General features: G+C 39.9%; 17 protein-coding genes. 3 read left to right on the top strand and 14 right to left on the bottom strand.

All coding sequences use genetic code 11. The features are described 5' to 3' along the window. Positions 1 to 40 precede the first annotated feature (40 nt). On the bottom strand, positions 41 to 298 hold the full coding sequence (locus CSV69_RS03365; RefSeq protein WP_099692698.1) for a YqkE family protein: 258 nt from the start codon (positions 296 to 298) through the stop codon (positions 41 to 43). Positions 299 to 422: 124 nt separating this feature from the next. Between CSV69_RS03365 and CSV69_RS03360 the strand changes: the two genes are divergently transcribed. Both CSV69_RS03360 and CSV69_RS03355 read left to right on the top strand, forming a co-directional pair. Continuing rightward, positions 423 to 1,322, top strand: a complete 900-nt coding sequence (locus CSV69_RS03360; RefSeq protein ID WP_099692697.1) for a hydroxymethylglutaryl-CoA lyase — start codon at positions 423 to 425, stop codon at positions 1,320 to 1,322. 18 nt (positions 1,323 to 1,340) lie between these two features. Continuing rightward, a complete protein-coding gene (locus tag CSV69_RS03355) occupies positions 1,341 to 2,264 on the top strand; it encodes an alpha/beta hydrolase (RefSeq protein WP_099692696.1) in 924 nt (307 codons plus the stop codon). A gap of 64 nt (positions 2,265 to 2,328) precedes the next feature. Here the strand turns inward: CSV69_RS03355 and CSV69_RS03350 are convergent, their stop codons facing one another. From CSV69_RS03350 to yneA, 6 genes are all read right to left on the bottom strand, one after another. Then, positions 2,329 to 2,565, bottom strand: a complete 237-nt coding sequence (locus tag CSV69_RS03350; RefSeq protein WP_083035511.1) for a YneF family protein — start codon at positions 2,563 to 2,565, stop codon at positions 2,329 to 2,331. A 111-nt stretch (positions 2,566 to 2,676) separates the two neighbouring features. Continuing rightward, a complete protein-coding gene (sirA, locus tag CSV69_RS03345) occupies positions 2,677 to 3,117 on the bottom strand; it encodes a sporulation inhibitor of replication protein SirA (protein ID WP_085428723.1) in 441 nt (146 codons plus the stop codon). A 144-nt stretch (positions 3,118 to 3,261) separates the two neighbouring features. Then, positions 3,262 to 5,268: a transketolase gene (gene tkt, locus CSV69_RS03340; RefSeq protein WP_099692694.1), complete on the bottom strand. Its 2,007-nt coding sequence runs from the start codon at positions 5,266 to 5,268 to the stop codon at positions 3,262 to 3,264. Positions 5,269 to 5,376: 108 nt separating this feature from the next. Beyond that, positions 5,377 to 5,613, bottom strand: a complete 237-nt coding sequence (locus tag CSV69_RS03335; protein ID WP_085428721.1) for a DUF896 domain-containing protein — start codon at positions 5,611 to 5,613, stop codon at positions 5,377 to 5,379. A gap of 67 nt (positions 5,614 to 5,680) precedes the next feature. Further along, on the bottom strand, positions 5,681 to 6,334 hold the full coding sequence (locus tag CSV69_RS03330; RefSeq protein ID WP_099692693.1) for a YneB family resolvase-like protein: 654 nt from the start codon (positions 6,332 to 6,334) through the stop codon (positions 5,681 to 5,683). Continuing rightward, positions 6,331 to 6,657 carry a cell division suppressor protein YneA gene (yneA, locus tag CSV69_RS03325; protein ID WP_158232599.1) on the bottom strand — a complete coding sequence of 109 codons (327 nt, stop codon included), beginning with the start codon at positions 6,655 to 6,657 and terminating at the stop codon, positions 6,331 to 6,333. Before yneA ends, CSV69_RS03330 begins: the two co-directional genes overlap by 4 nt. A 195-nt stretch (positions 6,658 to 6,852) precedes the next feature. On the opposite strand from yneA, the gene lexA reads away from it, so the two are divergent. After that, complete coding sequence (gene lexA, locus CSV69_RS03320; RefSeq protein WP_085428718.1) at positions 6,853 to 7,473, top strand: transcriptional repressor LexA; 621 nt, start codon at positions 6,853 to 6,855, stop codon at positions 7,471 to 7,473. 49 nt (positions 7,474 to 7,522) lie between these two features. Here lexA and CSV69_RS03315 read toward each other — a convergent pair whose 3' ends face one another. The 7 genes from CSV69_RS03315 to mutS all read right to left on the bottom strand — a co-directional run bounded on the left by CSV69_RS03315 (position 7,523) and on the right by mutS (position 17,048). Then, on the bottom strand, positions 7,523 to 8,782 hold the full coding sequence (locus tag CSV69_RS03315; RefSeq protein ID WP_099692691.1) for a methionine gamma-lyase family protein: 1,260 nt from the start codon (positions 8,780 to 8,782) through the stop codon (positions 7,523 to 7,525). 94 nt (positions 8,783 to 8,876) lie between these two features. Further along, positions 8,877 to 9,101: an RNA chaperone Hfq gene (gene hfq, locus CSV69_RS03310; protein ID WP_085428716.1), complete on the bottom strand. Its 225-nt coding sequence runs from the start codon at positions 9,099 to 9,101 to the stop codon at positions 8,877 to 8,879. Positions 9,102 to 9,141: 40 nt separating this feature from the next. Then, positions 9,142 to 10,074 (bottom strand): tRNA (adenosine(37)-N6)-dimethylallyltransferase MiaA, encoded by a 933-nt coding sequence (gene miaA / locus CSV69_RS03305; RefSeq protein WP_099692690.1) that lies wholly within the window; start codon positions 10,072 to 10,074, stop codon positions 9,142 to 9,144. Continuing rightward, on the bottom strand, positions 10,058 to 10,984 hold the full coding sequence (locus CSV69_RS03300) for an alpha/beta hydrolase (RefSeq protein WP_099692689.1): 927 nt from the start codon (positions 10,982 to 10,984) through the stop codon (positions 10,058 to 10,060). The genes miaA and CSV69_RS03300 overlap by 17 nt, the downstream gene beginning before the upstream one ends. Then, the gene (locus CSV69_RS03295; protein WP_099692688.1) at positions 10,981 to 12,621 is read right to left on the bottom strand and encodes a glycerol-3-phosphate dehydrogenase/oxidase; all 1,641 of its coding nucleotides are present in this window, start codon (positions 12,619 to 12,621) and stop codon (positions 10,981 to 10,983) included. The genes CSV69_RS03300 and CSV69_RS03295 overlap by 4 nt, the downstream gene beginning before the upstream one ends. A 27-nt stretch (positions 12,622 to 12,648) precedes the next feature. Beyond that, entirely contained in the window at positions 12,649 to 14,475 is a 1,827-nt protein-coding gene (gene mutL / locus CSV69_RS03290; RefSeq protein WP_099692687.1) for a DNA mismatch repair endonuclease MutL, read from the bottom strand. Positions 14,476 to 14,495: 20 nt separating this feature from the next. After that, positions 14,496 to 17,048, bottom strand: coding sequence for a DNA mismatch repair protein MutS (gene mutS / locus CSV69_RS03285; protein WP_099692686.1), 2,553 nt, complete (start codon positions 17,046 to 17,048; stop codon positions 14,496 to 14,498). Positions 17,049 to 17,099 lie beyond the last annotated feature (51 nt).

Raw genomic sequence — 17,099 nt, 5'->3', positions numbered from 1 at the left:
TTACTAGTATACCTTATACAACACCTATTTATATAATTTCTTAATATTTTGTCCCACCGTCTCCATATTCTTCAAGTAGTTCCTCAAAACTTTTATTCTTTTCACGTTCTTTACGCTCTTGAATACGTTTTTCCTTTTCATTTTCTAGTTTCGTTTCTTCTACAACCTTCATTTCTTGCTTCATCTCTTTTAACTTAGCTAATACATCCTCATCCATTAAATCTGAAAGTAAAGGAGCAGAATGTTCTACAGTATTTCCCTTTTGGTTACTAGATGCTTTTCGTTGTTTCTTTGACATATTAATCACTACTTTCTGTATGATGATAGAATGGCCCTCTTTACTTTATCCAGTTAAATTTTAGGGGTTTTACATTGCTCTTCCCCACTTTAATTACGTACAATAGAATGAGGGAGGGATGTTTATGTCTAGCTTACCAAAAAACGTAACATTAATCGAGGTTGGTCCACGTGATGGCTTACAAAATGAAAAAAACAGTATTCCTACTGATCAAAAATTAGCTTTTATCCACGCTTTACAGCAGGCGGGGCTCCATGAAATGGAAGTCACTTCATTTGTATCGCCTAAGTGGGTTCCACAAATGTCCGATTCCATGGAAATTATGGCTAATATAAGAAAACAAGGCAGACAACTTGTTCTTACACCGAATGCACGTGGTGTCCAGAATGCTCTCAGAGCTGGTGCAGATAGCATGGCGGTCTTTGTGGGTGTCAGCGATACATTTAATCAACACAACATCAATCGCACCACTGAAGAGAGTGTTGAGACACTAAGACCAATTATAGATCAGCTGAAAAAAGATCATCATTTTGTCAGAGCTTGTATTTCAACCGCATTTCACTGTCCATATGAAGGCTTCATTCCACAAGAACAAACACTCTCTCTTTGCAGGCAATTTGTTGATATGGGCGTGGATGAATTAAGTGTGGCAGATACAGACGGCATGGCAAATCCTTTGGCAAGTTTCACCCTATTTCAGGAACTGAAGCAACAGTTTCCAAACATTTTACTTACTGCGCATTTTCACGACACGCGCAAATTAGGTTTAGCCAATATTTATGCCTCTTTACAGGCGGGCGTTGATCGATTCGATACATCTGCTGGTGGTCTAGGTGGCTGTCCTTTCGCTCCTGGTGCTACAGGTAATGTTGCTACGGAAGATGTTTTATATTTATTGGAGTCTCTGAATATAGAAACAGGTGTTGATATGGACAAAGTATGCTTAGCTGTTGATGAAGTCGCACCCTATCTGTCACGTCCAATCGAAACAGCTATGTACAATTTATATAAAAGAAGAAAGTAAGAGGAAAGGAGAATTCTGTTGAAACGTAGAGTAGTGTATATTTTAGGAATCGTCTCCAGTATCATGACAGCGCTTCTTACTATTTTCGGTATTCTTGTCACCAATCGATTAATGTATTTAAAAACGAAAGACTCCGAATTCATTTTACAGCGTGAAATGATTGCGAAACGATTTGATCGCCAATGGTTTGAAACCGTTAGAAAAGATGATATTTGGATTCCTTCTCCTAATGGCTATAATTTACGTGCTATATTTTTGAGACCTTTAGATACAACAAGAACGGTTGTCATTTGTCATGGTGTAACAGAAAATAAAGTGAACTCGATTAAATACGCTCGTCTATTTGAACGGCTAGGATTTAATTCGGTAATTTTTGACCATCGTCGTCATGGTGATTCTGGCGGCAAAACAACAAGTTTTGGGTTTTATGAAAAGATGGACTTAAAAGAAGTTGTGAGGGCTATTCGTGAACGGGTAGGTAAGCGCGCTTTAATTGGCATCCACGGCGAATCTATGGGAGCCGCCACTACGCTGTTGTACGCAGGTACGTACGAAGATGAAGCCGATTTTTATATATCCGATTGTCCGTTTTCGGATTTCTCCGAGCAACTATTGCACATTATCCGGACAGAAATGCCTTTCAAGACTTCCATGAGCTTGCGAGTCGCCAATTTGTTTCTAAAAATTCGTGATGGCTATACATCTGCAGCCGTTTCGCCACGTGAAGTGATGAAGTTTATCGATAAACCTGTATTATTCATCCACAGTATGGAAGACACGTTCATTTTGCCCCATATGACAGAAGAGTTGTATGATTTAAAGGAAGGCGATAAAATGATGAAACTTTTCGCCAAAGGGGCACATGCCAAATCGTATAATGATAACCCAGATGAATATTTACAAACCGTACAACGATTTTTAAATCGATTTCGTTTGTATTAAAAATCAAACAATTTTCTATAAAAAAAGCTCCGTGTTAGCAATTTTGCTGATCACGGAGTTTTGCTTATTTTTTTTTAGCTGGCTTGTCTTGCACCTTGTTCATCTGAGCCATCATTTGGTTAATTTTCTTTTGTGAAGGTTTCTGTCCCATTTGCATCATCATCATACGTAACATTTGCTCATTAATTGGCGGATTTTCCTTCAAATAATTCATCATATATTTACGTGCTATGAAAAAGCCGAGAGCTACTCCGCCGATCAAAGCGACGACGATCAATAAAATTGCTATCCATAAAGTCATTGTTGCCAAACCTCCCTCATTAAACATAGTTCAATTACATACTACCAAGAGAGATTATACAACATAGCACCAGTGAATAGCAATGACTGTACGCAAATTGTGCGGAAGTTTTTACATCATTGTATTTTCCAGTATCATGCGTTCTGAGTATTTAATAGGTTTTAGCCATCCGCATTCTTCCTGTTCATTCATAATTGCAAAAAAACGATCTGTTGAAGTAGATAATGCTACAAATAAATCTAAGTCCAGCATTCGAGAACCTTGGCAATACACTTGAATACTGTGTGTCCCCATTTTAATGAATACCTCACCTTTAATTAAATGTGTTAATCGATATTCATTATGATAGGAATCCAGGTTATCAAAACTTTTCGCCAAATTATGCTGAATGATGGAATCAAGTTCTCTTTGATTTAACTGGTCACATAAGTATTCAATTTCCTGATAGTTTGTAGAAGGGCCAACCGTTAAAAGTTCGAATAACAAACGTTCACGCCCCATTATGAAGGATTGATAGGCTGACTTAATTTTAAATATTTCATACTTTCTCACAAAGAACACCTCCTGCTATCTATCATAGGACGTGTAGTAGATAAATCATGTCAGTTTGCGGAAAACTTCATCACTATTATTGTCGTAAAGCTGCGCAAAAAAACACACGACTCTTTAGAACTTAGAGTCGTGTGCCCAAAATAATTAGTTATTTAGTAAATTTTTCATTTCTTTAACAACATTTTCTACGGTAAAGCCATATTTTTCAATGACTAAGTCACCTGGCGCACTTGCACCGAATGTGTCGATTGCCATGACAGTACCTTCATCACCAGAGTATTTATGCCATCCAAGTGAAGCACCCATCTCAATCGCTACTCTCTTCTTGATATTCTTTGGTATAACAGAATCTTTGTATGCTTGATCCTGCTTCTCAAAGAGATCCCATGAAGGCATTGAAACGACACTGACGTCGATATCTTGTTCTTTAAGTGCTTTCTGTGCTTCCACAGCAAGACTTACTTCAGAGCCGCTTGCTAGCAGTAAACCATCTGCTTGCTCTTTAACAGCAGGTGAAATGACGTACGCACCTTTTGGTACGTATTCCATAGCAAGCTCTTGTGATTTTGGCAATACTTCAAGATTTTGTCTAGACAATACCAACACAGTTGGTGTGTCTTTTGAAGTAGCAGCTATATGCCAAGCAGCAGATGTTTCATTTCCGTCAGCCGGACGAATGATAGACAATCCAGGCATCGCACGTAATGAAGCCAACTGTTCAACAGGTTCATGTGTTGGGCCGTCTTCTCCGACTGCAACGCTGTCATGTGTAAAGACGTATGTCACAGGTAATCCCATTAGCGCCGAAAGACGAATAGCAGGTCGCACGTAATCGCTGAACACGAAGAATGTTCCGCCGAAAACTTTCACTCCGCCATGAAGAGTCATACCGTTAAGTGCAGTCCCCATCGCGAATTCACGTACTCCAAACCAGATATTCCGTCCCGAATAATCACTAGCGGAGAAATCACCCGTATTTTTAATTGTTGTCTTATTTGATCCTGCAAGATCCGCACTACCCCCAAATAAAGCGGGAACAGCTTTCGCTAATGCATTGATTGAATCACCAGACGCAGAACGTGTCGCCACAGAAGCACCTGCTTCATAAACTGGCATTTGGTCCTGTAAGTCAGCTGGAAGTTCATTTGCAATCGCTTGTTTAAATTGTGCAGCTAATTCTTTGTGTTCGTTTTGATAACTTTCGAACAAGTCATTCCATTGTTGCTCTGATTGCACGCCTAATTGATCTGTTGCTGAATTGAATCGGTCATAAACTTCTTCAGGAACATGGAAGTCTTCTTCGAACGTCCACTTATAATACTCTTTTGTAAGAGCCATTTCATCTTCACCTAGTGGCGCTCCATGTGCATCGGCCTTACCAGATTTGTTTGGTGAACCATAACCAATGACAGTTTTCACTTCAATGATTGTCGGTCCGCCTGTGTTGCCTTTTGCTGCTTCAATTGCATCTGAAACAGATTTTATATCATTGCCATCTTCTACTCTTGAGTAGTTCCAGCCATAGGATTCAAAGCGCTTTTTAATGTTTTCAGAGAAAGACATATCCAAGTCGCCATCTAAAGAAATATCATTACTGTCATATAATACGATCAATTTATCTAATTGAAGATGGCCAGCCATAGAAATAGCTTCCGCTGCTACGCCTTCCATTAGATCGCCATCACCACAAAGTGCGTATGTGTAATGGTCTACAATATCAAAACCTGGTTTATTGTACGTTGCAGCAAGATGTTTCTCTGCCATTGCCATACCTACAGACATACCAATGCCTTGTCCAAGAGGTCCTGTAGTCGCTTCCACTCCTGCTGTGTGTCCGTATTCCGGATGTCCTGGAGTTTTTGAATCCCATTGTCTGAAGTTCTTTAAGTCATCAATACTCAAGCCATAGCCGCTCAAGTGTAACAAGCTGTAAAGTAACATCGAGCCGTGACCCGCTGAAAGTACAAAACGATCACGATTGAACCATTGTGGGTTGGATGGATTATGATGCAAATGCTTCGTCCATAATGTATAAGCCATCGGTGCTGCGCCCATCGGTAATCCTGGGTGACCTGAATTTGCTTTTTCAATCGCATCGATTGATAATGTTCGGATTGTTGTTATTGCCAGTTGATCGATTTTTTCGGTCATGCTGTACATCCTTTCCGTCCTGTCTCATATGAGTGTTTTATAGTACATATTCCTACTCTAGTGTAGTCAATTCCAACGCTAATTACAATATTAATCCTTTACCTATCATCAATTTAGCGGTTTTTGGTTCGCACGAGCTTGTTTGACTTTTTCAGGTGTTACATCATTTCCTTCTGGATCCAACACTTTGACCGATTCAATTGTCTCACGCATACTTGAACGGAATGTTTCTAAGTATTCTTTTCTTAGTTGCGTTTGTTCTTTGGCTTCTTCAATCGATAATCCTGTTGTTTTCTTTTTTTTCGCAAGTTCATTGATACGTTGTATTTTCTTTTCTGATAGCATTATTAAAAGCCTCCATAAATAAGTCGTTTAGTAAAATGTAAACAACCTGAAGGAAAAGTGCAACCTATTAGTGTTGCTGTGTTATAAACTCCCTATACCTTCTATGAACCGTCGCTTTGCTAACCGCATGACCTAACCCATTTAATACAGTTGCAATTTCTTCGTATGTTAGACCTTTGTTGCGTAGTGAAACAATTTCTTCTATTGGAACCTCAAGTCGCTCACGCCCTGGAGCTTGGTCGATATTACGTAAATTCTTCGAAGGGTCATACCCTTTGTCAACAGCACGTTTCATCCCTCTACGTATTTTTGCATTATGTAATTTCCGTTGATATTCTTCTACGATTGCAAGAATTTCAAGCAACATCGTATCCATTTCATTCAGTTCTATCGTACCGTTAGAATGATTGGTAATTACAGTAGTCTCACTTTTAGCAATCACATGTAAAATTGCGACCCTGGCATTGCCTCGTCCTAAACGTGTTTCGTCTTGAATGAACAGTGCATCGACTGTGCCATCTTGGATTTGATCTAACATAGATAAAAGACCTTCGCGATCCATGTCATAGCCACTTTGCCGATCTGTATAGATTCCAACACAATCATAAGACAACTCAGATGCTAATTTTTCAAGTTCTTCTTGTTGCCTAATAATAGATTGTTCTTGTGTCTCCTTTTCTGTACTCACACGGCAATAGATTACACATCTCTTTTCTGTCATCTGGATCCCTCTCCTACTTCAGCTACTCGGATATCTGTCTGTTTATCCATTTTAACAGGCACACGTAGTAATTCACCCGAAACGATTTGATCAGTAGGTAATTCATTTAATGAACGTACTTGTTCGATCCAGTGGCTAGTTGGTATATCTTCAGAGTAGTTGGACGCTAGCTGCCAAAGTGTATCTCCTTCATTAATAACGATTTCTATATAGTGATCTTCTTCAGCCATTTTATCGAACTGAACCCAAGCGAATGAAACACAAACAGCTAATAATACTGCAAAATAATAATTATTTTTGATAAATTCTTTAATATACTCCATCATAATTCCTCCTCTATTTCCTGCATTTAGAATACACGTTCGGAATGCTTGTTCTTAATTATAAGAGAACATACGATTCCATGTCAAGCAAAATTAGAACCTTTGTTTGATTAGTAGCCGAACACATGTTATACTATATTCAAAATAGTGGTTCAGTATTCCATTGCTCGTAAACTAGTAGAAGAGGTGAATCTGTTGAAGAAAATATCAAAAAGACAAGAAGAAATACTCGCTTTCATAAAAGATGAAGTTCGTTTAAAAGGCTATCCACCTTCCGTTCGTGAAATTGGAGAAGCTGTCGGACTGGCATCAAGTTCCACGGTTCACGGTCACTTATCAAGACTCGAGAGTAAAGGTTTCATACGCCGGGATCCAACTAAACCCCGCGCCATCGAGATCTTGGATCCAGAAGGATTGGATGAATTAAAAAGTGGTGTTATGCATGTACCATTAATCGGGAAAGTTACTGCTGGTAATCCAATCACAACAATTGAAAATATAGAAGAATACTTCCCATTACCAGATACGTTCGGTTCATCAGAAGATGAAATCTTCATGTTAGAAATTGTAGGAGATAGTATGATAGAAGCGGGAATTCTTAATGGAGACCGTGTAATTGTTAGACAAACACACTCTGCAAGTAATGGTGAAATTGTTGTTGCCATGACAGAGGAAGACGAAGCAACTGTTAAACGTTTCTTTAAAGAAAAAGACTATTTCCGGCTACAACCAGAAAACTCCTCCATGGAGCCGATCATTGTAGATAAGGTTTCTATATTAGGTAAAGTTGTTGGCGTATTCCGTATGATTCATTAATAAAAAAAGTGTATCGTGAAACCTAGAAGGTTTTCGATACACTTTTTATTTATACTAAGTTCTTTTCAAGCAACTGTTCCATAGAATCGAGAACAGCCGATTTTACATGTTCATATGTCAAACCACCTTGAATATATGCTGTGTAAGGTGGTCGAATCGGGCCGTCAGCTGTTAATTCAATACTGGACCCCTGAATGAATGTACCCGCTGCCATGATGACGTCATCAGCATAACCGGGCATATATGAAGGCTCCGGAGCGTACTGGGCATTGATTGGGGAATTTTGCTGGATCATCTGACAAAATGCAATCATTTGTTCCGAGTTCAAGAAATTAACTGATTGGATTAAATCCGTACGACGCTCACTGTAATGCGGTGTCGTGTCCATACCGAAACTGCCAAAAAATGCAGATGTGAAAAGTGCGCCTTTGACTGCCTGGCTTACTACATGCGGCGCTAAGAAGAATCCTTGATACATCTCCAGTAACGTGTCGAGTGACGCCCCTGCTTCGGCTCCAAGGCCTGGTGACGTCATACGATATGCACACTTCTCAACCAAGTCCTTATTGCCCGCTATATAACCACCTGTTCTTGCTAATCCGCCACCTGGATTCTTAATAAGTGAACCTGCCATTAAATCAGCTCCAACTTCAACAGGCTCTTTCATTTCAACAAATTCTCCGTAGCAATTATCTACAAAAATCACGACATCTTCCTTCATTTTACGTACTTCCTTAATTATCGCTTCTATTTCATGGATTCTGAATGACGGATTGCTTGAATATCCTTTTGAGCGTTGAATGGCAACAATCTTCGTCTTAGAGGAAATAGCTTCTTTTGCTTTTGCGTAATCAACAGATCCATCTTCTTTCAAATCGATATGCTGATAGGATATTTGAAAGTCTTCCAATGAACCTGTATCTTTGCCGTTCCCCGAAATAATGGATTCTAATGTATCGTATGGCTTACCTGTTATGTAAAGCAATTCATCGCCTGGACGTAATATTCCAAACAAGCTGATTGTAATAGCGTGTGTGCCGGAAATAATCTGATTTCTTACGAGACAGTCTTCCGCCCCGAATACATCCGAATAGACTTGTTCCAACACATCACGGCCGCTATCATCATATCCATAGCCAGTAGAGCCTGATAGATGAAAGTCGCTTACTTGATTCTTTTTGAATGCTTGTAATACTTTTCTTTGGTTATAAAAAGCGATTTCTTCCATTGTCTTCACAAACGGAGCGATTTCTTCTTCTGCTTCTTGAGCTTTTAACAGTAATTTCTCATTAATTGGTGCGATTTGCATGTGTAGTACCTCATTTCATATTATCATCTTCTATTTTAGCAGATGGAATGCGTATGCCAAATAAAAGACAACAAAAAAACAGGCAAGCGCCTGTTTATTGTTCATCTTTTAAAATAACCGGTTTCGAAGGAGCATACGTAGAGATTGCATGCTTATAAATCAGCTGTTGTTTACCATCTGACTCGAGTAGAACGGTATAATTGTCATATGACTTGATTAGACCTTTCAATTGAAAACCGTTAAGCAAAAAGATTGTAACGAATGTGTTGTTCTTACGTAAAGAATTCAAAAACGTATCTTGCATATTTCCTTGTGCCATTCAATTGCCTCCTCATTCCTATTATTAAGTTATTCCCTACTTACTTCTGAAAATCCTTTATTATTTTACAAGTTGCTTGAAAAATTTCTTCCGTAGATTGATTAGCATTTACCCATTGAACCGGTAATTTATTACGGAAATAGGTAAGCTGTCTTTTCGCGTAATTACGTGTGTTTTTCATCACAGCTTCAATTGATTGTTCTTTCGTCAATTTTCCATCAAAGTAGGAGATCAACTCTTTATAGCCTATCGCCTGAACTGATTGCGTTTGACGAATTCCCTTATCCCATAATTTCTGGACTTCTTTAAACAAACCTGCTTCTACCATTTGTTCAACACGCAAATCGATTCTCTCATAAAGTAGTTCGCGGGGAAGATCAAGTCCAATAATCAACGAGCGATACATCGGCTGATTTCCTGACTGTTTTTCGTGATCTTGTTTTGTCAGACCAGTCACTTCAAGGATCTCAAGCGCACGCACAAGACGTCTGTGATTGTTTGGGTGTATTTTCTCCGAGCTTTTCGGATCTAACTCCGTCAGTCTTGCATGCAATACATCAGCACCTTTTGCTTCAAGCTCTTGCTCCAGACGCGCACGCACTTCAGAATCAGCAGCCTGTTCTGTAAATCGATAATCGAATAGCACCGATTGTACATACATTCCGCTACCACCTACAATAATCGGCAATTTCCCGCGAGATTGAATATCTGCAATCCATTGTCTAACTGCCTGTTGATATTCCGCCACAGAAAACGACTCTGTCGGTTCTTTTACATCAAAGAAATGATGTGGAATTCCATTCATTTCAGATGCATGGATCTTAGCCGTACCGATATCCAGTTCTTTATAGACTTGCATAGCGTCTCCATTAATGATTTCTCCATTAAATGATTTGGCAAGCGCTGTACTTAGTGCTGTCTTCCCTGAAGCTGTAGGTCCTACTACTGCTAGTACATCAAATGGCAGATTCATGTTTTTTCATCCACTCCACTATAGTCGTATACACTTGTTTATAATTAGTTTCTTGTAGCATTTCATGTCTGCCGCCTTTAAACAGCTGAACAGTAACATGTCGTTGATTCGCTTTATCAAATTGTTTGGCTACTTTCCAAACACCCTTCGCTCGATTCCCAACTAAATCATCGGTTCCTGATAATAATAAAATGGGCAGTTCATTTGGAATATTTAACAAGAATTCAGGAGCTTCTATAGAGTTCATTCCTTCAAGCACCACACGGAACATTTGAGCAGTCGGCACAAACCCACACGCTTCATCGTCTTTATAATCGCTGACACTTACCGTATCGCGTGATAACCAAGAAAATTCACCTTCGTCTGGGAATTGCTTTGAATAATTACCGAAGACTAAACTGTTTAAAAGCTCATCTGGTTGGTCTTTCGGATATTTGTCTTCTCTATATGCAGCTAATGCAATCGCTGCATGCGCTGTAAGCTCAGAATTCGATCCAGTGCCCGATAGAACCACACCACTAAGCGTAGAACCATATAACTGAATATAGCGCCTCGCAACGAATGAGCCCATGCTGTGCCCTAGTAGCACTAACGGAAGTTCAGGGTTTTGTTGTTGATAGGCTTGGTTGACTTCAAATGTATCATCTACTAATTGATCGAATGTGGCAGATTGACCCAGATAACCATACGTATTACCGTTTTCGATAGCCGTCTTACCATGACCACGTTGATCGTGGAGCGTCACAACATATCCTTGCGATTGTAAATGTTTTGCAAAACGATCATACCGACGACTATGTTCCGCTAGTCCATGAATGATATGCACACGTGCTTTCGGATTCGTTGCTGTTGTATAAGCTCTACTGTACACTTTTGTACCGTCACGCATCTCTATCCATTGATCCGTCATGAGCTTACACTCCCTTTCGCTTCCGCTATTGCATTCTTCAAATCATTTTCGTGAATTGATTTCTCACTGTCCGTGTAGTGCAATAACGTAGCCATATAGTCTGTTACTTGTGCTGCCAATGATTCTACTACATCGATTTGAAAATACAGATCTCCTTTTCGGCGAATAAAGAAATCACTTGGTGAAGTAATCATTTCATAATGAATGCCATATAAAATCTCTGCACGTAAACTAATAGGCAACTCATTTTCCTCTGCTGAAACTACATGGGCAAATTGGAATACTTGATCACTATTTCTACCATAAAACGAAGCAAGACGTGCGCCTTGCTGTGAAGTTAAACCAAATTGGGGTGCACGTTCAGCCTGTTGATGAATAAACTGTTGCAAATCCTCATCATTTTCGAAATCACTTCCGGACACACAGATGTTTTTAGTTTCACAGTGTTTGATAAAAGGCTTTTCTAATCGTTCGGCAATTCGATCCACTACGACTTCAGCCATCTGTCGGTAACCCGTTAACTTTCCGCCAGCAATTGTTAGCAGCCCAGGTGCCGTTTCCCACACTTCATCTTTTCTTGAAATTTCAGAAGCATCCTTGCCTTCTTGAGCAATCAGTGGACGTATTCCAGCCCATGTGGATTCTACATGATGACGTTGCAGGTGAACACTCGGGAAAATTTGATGAACTGCCTTAATAATATAATTAATATCTTCTTCTGTGGCTACAGGGTTCTGTTTATCATCTGAGTAAAATGTGTCCGTCGTTCCGATGTACGTCTTATTCTCTCGTGGAATTGCAAATAGCATTCGACCGTCTGAGTTATCAAAATAGATTGCTTGTTGGAGTGGGAATATGGATTGATCAACAACGATATGAACGCCTTTCGTAATATGCAATTGTTTCTTGTGTTGGCTACTAACCTTTTTCTGTAATTCATCAACCCATGGACCGGAAGCGTTGATGACCATTGAAGCCTTAACCGAAAACCGTTCGCCCGTCTGTTGATCACTTAAGACAGCTCCCACAATATGTTTGTTTTCAAAATTGAATTGTTCACATTTCATATAATTTAAACAAAGAGCACCTTTTTCTGATGCTTTCTTTAACACTTCAATCGTCAAGCGCGCGTCATCAGTTTGATATTCTACATAATGTCCGCCGCCTTTTAAATTTTCTTTCTTCAACAATGGTTCAAGTTCAGCTGTTTCTTTTTTTGTTAGCATTTCACGACGTTCTGCATGCTTAACCCCTGCCAGTAAATCGTAAACGAGAAGGCCAACCGAAGTAGAATATTTGCCATACGTTCCTTTTTTATAGATCGGCAATAACATCGGCCTGGATTTCGTAATATTACGCGAATTGCGGAAAACGATTTCCCGTTCTTTCCCCGTTTCCGCCACGATCTTTACTTCAAATTGTTTTAAATAACGTAAACCGCCATGTATCAATTTTGTTGAGCGACTAGAAGTGCCTGCAGCGAAATCCTGCATATCAACTAGGGCAACCGAAAATCCTCTTGCAGCCGCATCTAATGCGATACCCGCCCCTGTAATCCCTCCACCGACAACTAATACATCGAATGATAAGTTTTTCAGGTTCTGAATTCTGCTTGATCTCTCTAATGTTGAAAACATAAAATCGCTCCTCTCTGACTTGCTTTGTTACATCACTCGTTTAAACATCTTCTCTAATTCATAAGTTGTAAAGTGGATTAACACAGGACGACCGTGTGGACATGTGTACGGATTGCGACAAGCACCAAGATCCGTGAGCAAACGTTCCATGTCTTCTTGTCTCAAATAGTAATTTGCCTTAATAGATTTTTTACAACTCATCATGATAGCACTTTCTTCGCGTAATTTCTCAACATCCACTTTTCGTTTCTCAAGCACTTGTTCAATCATTTCTTCAATGATTGAAGTAGCCTGTCCTTCAGGAAACCAAGAAGGATATTCTTTTACTGTATATGTGGCAGGACCAAATGATTCTAAAAACACACCGACTTCTTCCAGTGCGCTTTTGCATTCCTCAATCTTCACTTGTTCATCAGCAGAGTAATGAAAGACGAGCGGCAAAAGTAATTGCTGGCGCTCACCTGAATCTACTTGACCAAGCTTCACCTTAAAATATTCATATTTGATTCTCTCTTGGGCTGCGTGCTGATCGATTAAATAAAACCCATCCTCATTTTGCGCAACAATATACGTTCCGTGAACTTGTCCTATAGGCACAATGGACGGAAAATGGTTTCCTTCTTGCTGCTCTTGTTCATACACAACAGGCTCTTCCGGTATAGATTCATCCCGCTGCTCAAAAATAGCTTCTGGAAATACCGATGTTGTCAGCTCTGTTTCAGGTTCTTCCACGGGCATAATGGTCGGTGAAACTTCTAGACCACCTAATGGAACGCTCACTTCTGGACGGCGATAAGAAGGTGTCCAAATAGATTGCTGTTCAGAATCCCTTTTTATTGGCTTCTCTTTCTTTACCGCGTCAGGGATTATGGTGACTCCTTGAATCGCTTCTTTGATTGCATTTTTTATAAGAGAAAGTAATTCGCCTTCTTTACTAATACGGATATGGCGCTTTGCTGGGTGAACGTTAACATCCGTCAAAATAGGATCGGCTGTAATATCAATGACCGCAATTGGAAATCTTCCAATTGGTAAGTACGTATGCATCGCATCTATTGCTGCTTGCGTCCCCGCATAGCTTTTAATCCATCGCCCATTCATTAGAAGTGAAATATAGTTTTTCGAAGCACGTGTCATTTCGGGAAGTGTAATAAACCCCTTCACCTTGAAATCAGCATCCTCTTTTTGAAATGGAATCATTTTACGCGCAACTCCAACACCGTATATATCTGATAATACCCGTAATAAATCTCCTGAACCTGATGTTCTGAGAATTTTATGCTGATCGTGCGTTAATGAGAAGGATATGTCAGGGTGACTCAGTGCTAATCGGTTTAATAAGTCAATGGTATGTCCCAGTTCCGTTTGAATTGTTTTCATATATTTTAAGCGTGCTGGTGTATTGAAGAATAGATGTTGTATGAGAAAATCTGTACCTTTTCTTAAAGCACCTGCTTCATATTTCAGTACTTTCCCACCTTCAATCTCTACTACAGCACCATCTTCACCATTCGATGTCCATAATGAAACTTTCGACACAGCCGCAATACTCGCTAATGCTTCTCCGCGAAATCCAAGGGTACGGATACGAAATAGATCATGTTCATTGGATATTTTACTAGTAGCATGCCGTTCAAAACAGCGGATAGCATCGTCTTCAGACATACCGTTACCGTTATCGGTTACGCGAATAGAAGAGAGTCCCGCTTCTACTAGAGATACTTCTATTTTTGTACTCTGCGCATCAATCGCATTCTCCACTAGTTCTTTGACGATTGAAGAAGGCCGCTCCACTACTTCTCCCGCTGCGATTTTATTGGCTAGGGTGTCATCCATAATGTGAATTTGATTCATCCCATTCACTCCTTCTTGTCTTACATCAAACGTTCTTTCCATTCCATTAATTTTTGCATCGTTTGCATGGGTGTCATGTTCATCAAATCTATCGCTTCTATCTCTTCAAGCAACGTTTGTGTTTCTGGTGAAAAAATCGGTTCGCTAGTGGTATCAAAGAAAGCCAGTTGCTCCGATACAGAAGAAGCCCCTTTAGTTGTACTGTCTTCTTCAAAACGCTGTAGCAATGTTTTCGCACGTCCGACTACATCTGCAGGGAGACCTGCAAGTTCAGCTACATGGATTCCGTAGCTTCGATCGGCTGCACCTGGTAATACTTTGTGTAAGAACACAACTTTACCATTTTGCTCTTTGGCTGCAACATGAACATTCAGCAAGCGATCCAACACATCTTCTAATTGGGTCAATTCATGATAATGCGTAGAAAACAGTGTATTGGCACCAATTTCTTCGTGGATATATTCCATCATTGCTTGTGCAAGTGCCATCCCATCATATGTTGAAGTGCCGCGTCCGATCTCGTCAAACAATAACAAGCTGTGAGACGACGCATGTGCAAGTGCATATTGAGACTCCATCATTTCCATCATAAATGTACTTTGGCCAGACGCTACATCATCTGCTGCCCCAATCCTCGTGAAAATTTGATCTGTAATAGGCAATACAGCCTTTTCACAAGGTACGAAACAACCGATTTGCGCCATCACTACAGTCAGTGCTACTTGGCGCATATATGTACTCTTACCGGACATATTTGGACCTGTTATGAGCAGCATATTTTCATCTTCAGCAAGCGTGCAGGAATTTGGAATATATAGAGAATGATTCATCATTTTCTCTACGACAGGATGCCGGCCATTTTGTATATCGACTGCTTTCCCTGCATGGAATTCGGGTCGAACGTATTGATTTTTCTCCGACACTTTCGCAAATGCTAGAAGTACATCCAGTTCACTGATGACAGCAGCCAGTTGTTGAATTCTTTGTACGTCTCCTTTTACTTGTTCACGAATGGATTGGAACAATTCAAGTTCTAATGTCTGGCTGTCTGCTTCCGCATTTAGAATTAGCTCTTCTTTTTCTTTTAACTCTGTTGTTATATATCGCTCCGCATTGGCGAGTGTCTGCTTGCGTTCATAGCGTGACAGATCAGCTAAATGAATATTGGATTTTGTAATCTCAATATAATAACCAAATATACGATTATAGCCAATTTTCAACGTTTTAATCCCCGTCAGCTGCCGTTCTTTTTGCTCGAGCTGCGCTAACCAATTCTTTCCGTTACGTGACGCATCCCGAAGCTCATCCAATTTCTCATGATAGCCGTCTAGTATTAATCCACCATCTTTGGCTGATATAGGTGGGTTAACTGCGATTGCATCCGTTAGTAATTGAAAAGTTTCTCGACACGGGTCCATTTTCTCAGCAAACTGTTGCAACATTGGACGTTTAGATTCCTTCAGTAATTGTTTAAGTTTCGGTATATGGGACAATGAATTCCTTAACTGCGCCAAGTCACGAGCGCTCGCACTGCCCATAGAGATTCTTCCAGCAAGTCGTTCCACATCATAGACGTCATGTAATTCTTCCAGTAGTTCTTCACGTAAGAAATATTCATCAATTAAGTTATTTACAGTTTCCAGACGATTTTCAATCGCCTGACGCTGAGCTAGCGGCTGGTGAATCCACATGCGTAATTTTCTTGCCCCCATCGCCGTAACGGTTTCATCCAATACCCAGAACAATGTACCTTCTTTTTTTCCAGAACGAATGGTTTGTACAAGTTCTAAATTCCGCATTGAGTTCGCATCGATCGATAGTTTTGTATTTTTCTCTATATAGATAAAAGGACGAATGTGACCGAAAACCATTTTCTGCATACGCAACAGATACGATTGTAATTTGCGACAAGCTTCTTGTAGTTCTACCGGCAAATGTTCATATGTGTCGTGACCAATCGATCCCGAATGCTCTGTGTCTTCAATCGAAAGCATAATTTCCCGACTTTCGAACAGTTCTGCGAAAATGACATGAAGTTGCTCATCTACAATAATCTCCTTCATGCCAAGAGCTTCGATTTCAGCAAGCAGTGTACGCTCACTTCCTTCTATCAGTTCTACTTTTCCTTCGCCTGTACCCACATCTAGATAAGCTAATGCATAACATTGATTACCGAGACTATCGACGGCACCGATAAAATGATTGGCTTCTGTGTCAATCGTTTTACCTTCTGTTAATGTGCCAGGTGTAATCACTTTGACTACTTCACGTTTAACAATTCCTTTTACCGATCGCGGGTCTTCCATTTGCTCGCATATCGCTACTTTATGACCTTTATGAATTAATGTTTCAATATATCCTGTGGCGGAGTGATACGGAATACCGCACATTGGTATACGATCACGTGCGCCTGAGTCCCTACTCGTTAATGTGATTTCTAATAATGCAGATGCGTTAACAGCATCCTCAAAAAACATTTCATAGAAATCTCCCAAACGAAAGAATAAAAACGCGTCCGTATATTGCTCTTTAATTTTCAAATATTGTTGCATCATTGGTGTATGTTCAGACATGGTAAACCCTCTTTTTCTCGCTCATTTTCTATACATTATACCAAACCCCCT

The organism is Sporosarcina sp. P26b, from assembly GCF_002743245.1.
Classification (GTDB): Bacteria; Bacillota; Bacilli; order Bacillales_A; family Planococcaceae; genus Sporosarcina; species Sporosarcina ureae_C.
This window is presented reverse-complemented; position numbering and strand designations above follow the sequence as displayed.

Bases quoted from the DNA above. Each gene is read 5' to 3' on its own strand.
- CSV69_RS03330 (WP_099692693.1), bottom strand. From the start codon at position 6,334: ATGACAGAAAAGAGATGTGTAATCTATTGCCGTGTGAGTACAGAAAAG.
- yneA (WP_158232599.1), bottom strand. From the start codon at position 6,657: ATGGAGTATATTAAAGAATTTATCAAAAATAATTATTATTTTGCAGTA.
- CSV69_RS03295 (WP_099692688.1), bottom strand. From the start codon at position 12,621: ATGTTTTCAACATTAGAGAGATCAAGCAGAATTCAGAACCTGAAAAAC.
- CSV69_RS03300 (WP_099692689.1), bottom strand. From the start codon at position 10,984: ATGACGGATCAATGGATAGAGATGCGTGACGGTACAAAAGTGTACAGT.
- tkt (WP_099692694.1), bottom strand. From the start codon at position 5,268: ATGACCGAAAAAATCGATCAACTGGCAATAACAACAATCCGAACATTA.
- CSV69_RS03360 (WP_099692697.1), top strand. From the start codon at position 423: ATGTCTAGCTTACCAAAAAACGTAACATTAATCGAGGTTGGTCCACGT.
- CSV69_RS03350 (WP_083035511.1), bottom strand. From the start codon at position 2,565: ATGACTTTATGGATAGCAATTTTATTGATCGTCGTCGCTTTGATCGGC.
- CSV69_RS03315 (WP_099692691.1), bottom strand. From the start codon at position 8,782: ATGCAAATCGCACCAATTAATGAGAAATTACTGTTAAAAGCTCAAGAA.
- CSV69_RS03365 (WP_099692698.1), bottom strand. From the start codon at position 298: ATGTCAAAGAAACAACGAAAAGCATCTAGTAACCAAAAGGGAAATACT.
- CSV69_RS03335 (WP_085428721.1), bottom strand. From the start codon at position 5,613: ATGCTATCAGAAAAGAAAATACAACGTATCAATGAACTTGCGAAAAAA.
- mutL (WP_099692687.1), bottom strand. From the start codon at position 14,475: ATGAATCAAATTCACATTATGGATGACACCCTAGCCAATAAAATCGCA.
- miaA (WP_099692690.1), bottom strand. From the start codon at position 10,074: ATGAATCTGCCATTTGATGTACTAGCAGTAGTAGGACCTACAGCTTCA.
- hfq (WP_085428716.1), bottom strand. From the start codon at position 9,101: ATGGCACAAGGAAATATGCAAGATACGTTTTTGAATTCTTTACGTAAG.
- mutS (WP_099692686.1), bottom strand. From the start codon at position 17,048: ATGTCTGAACATACACCAATGATGCAACAATATTTGAAAATTAAAGAG.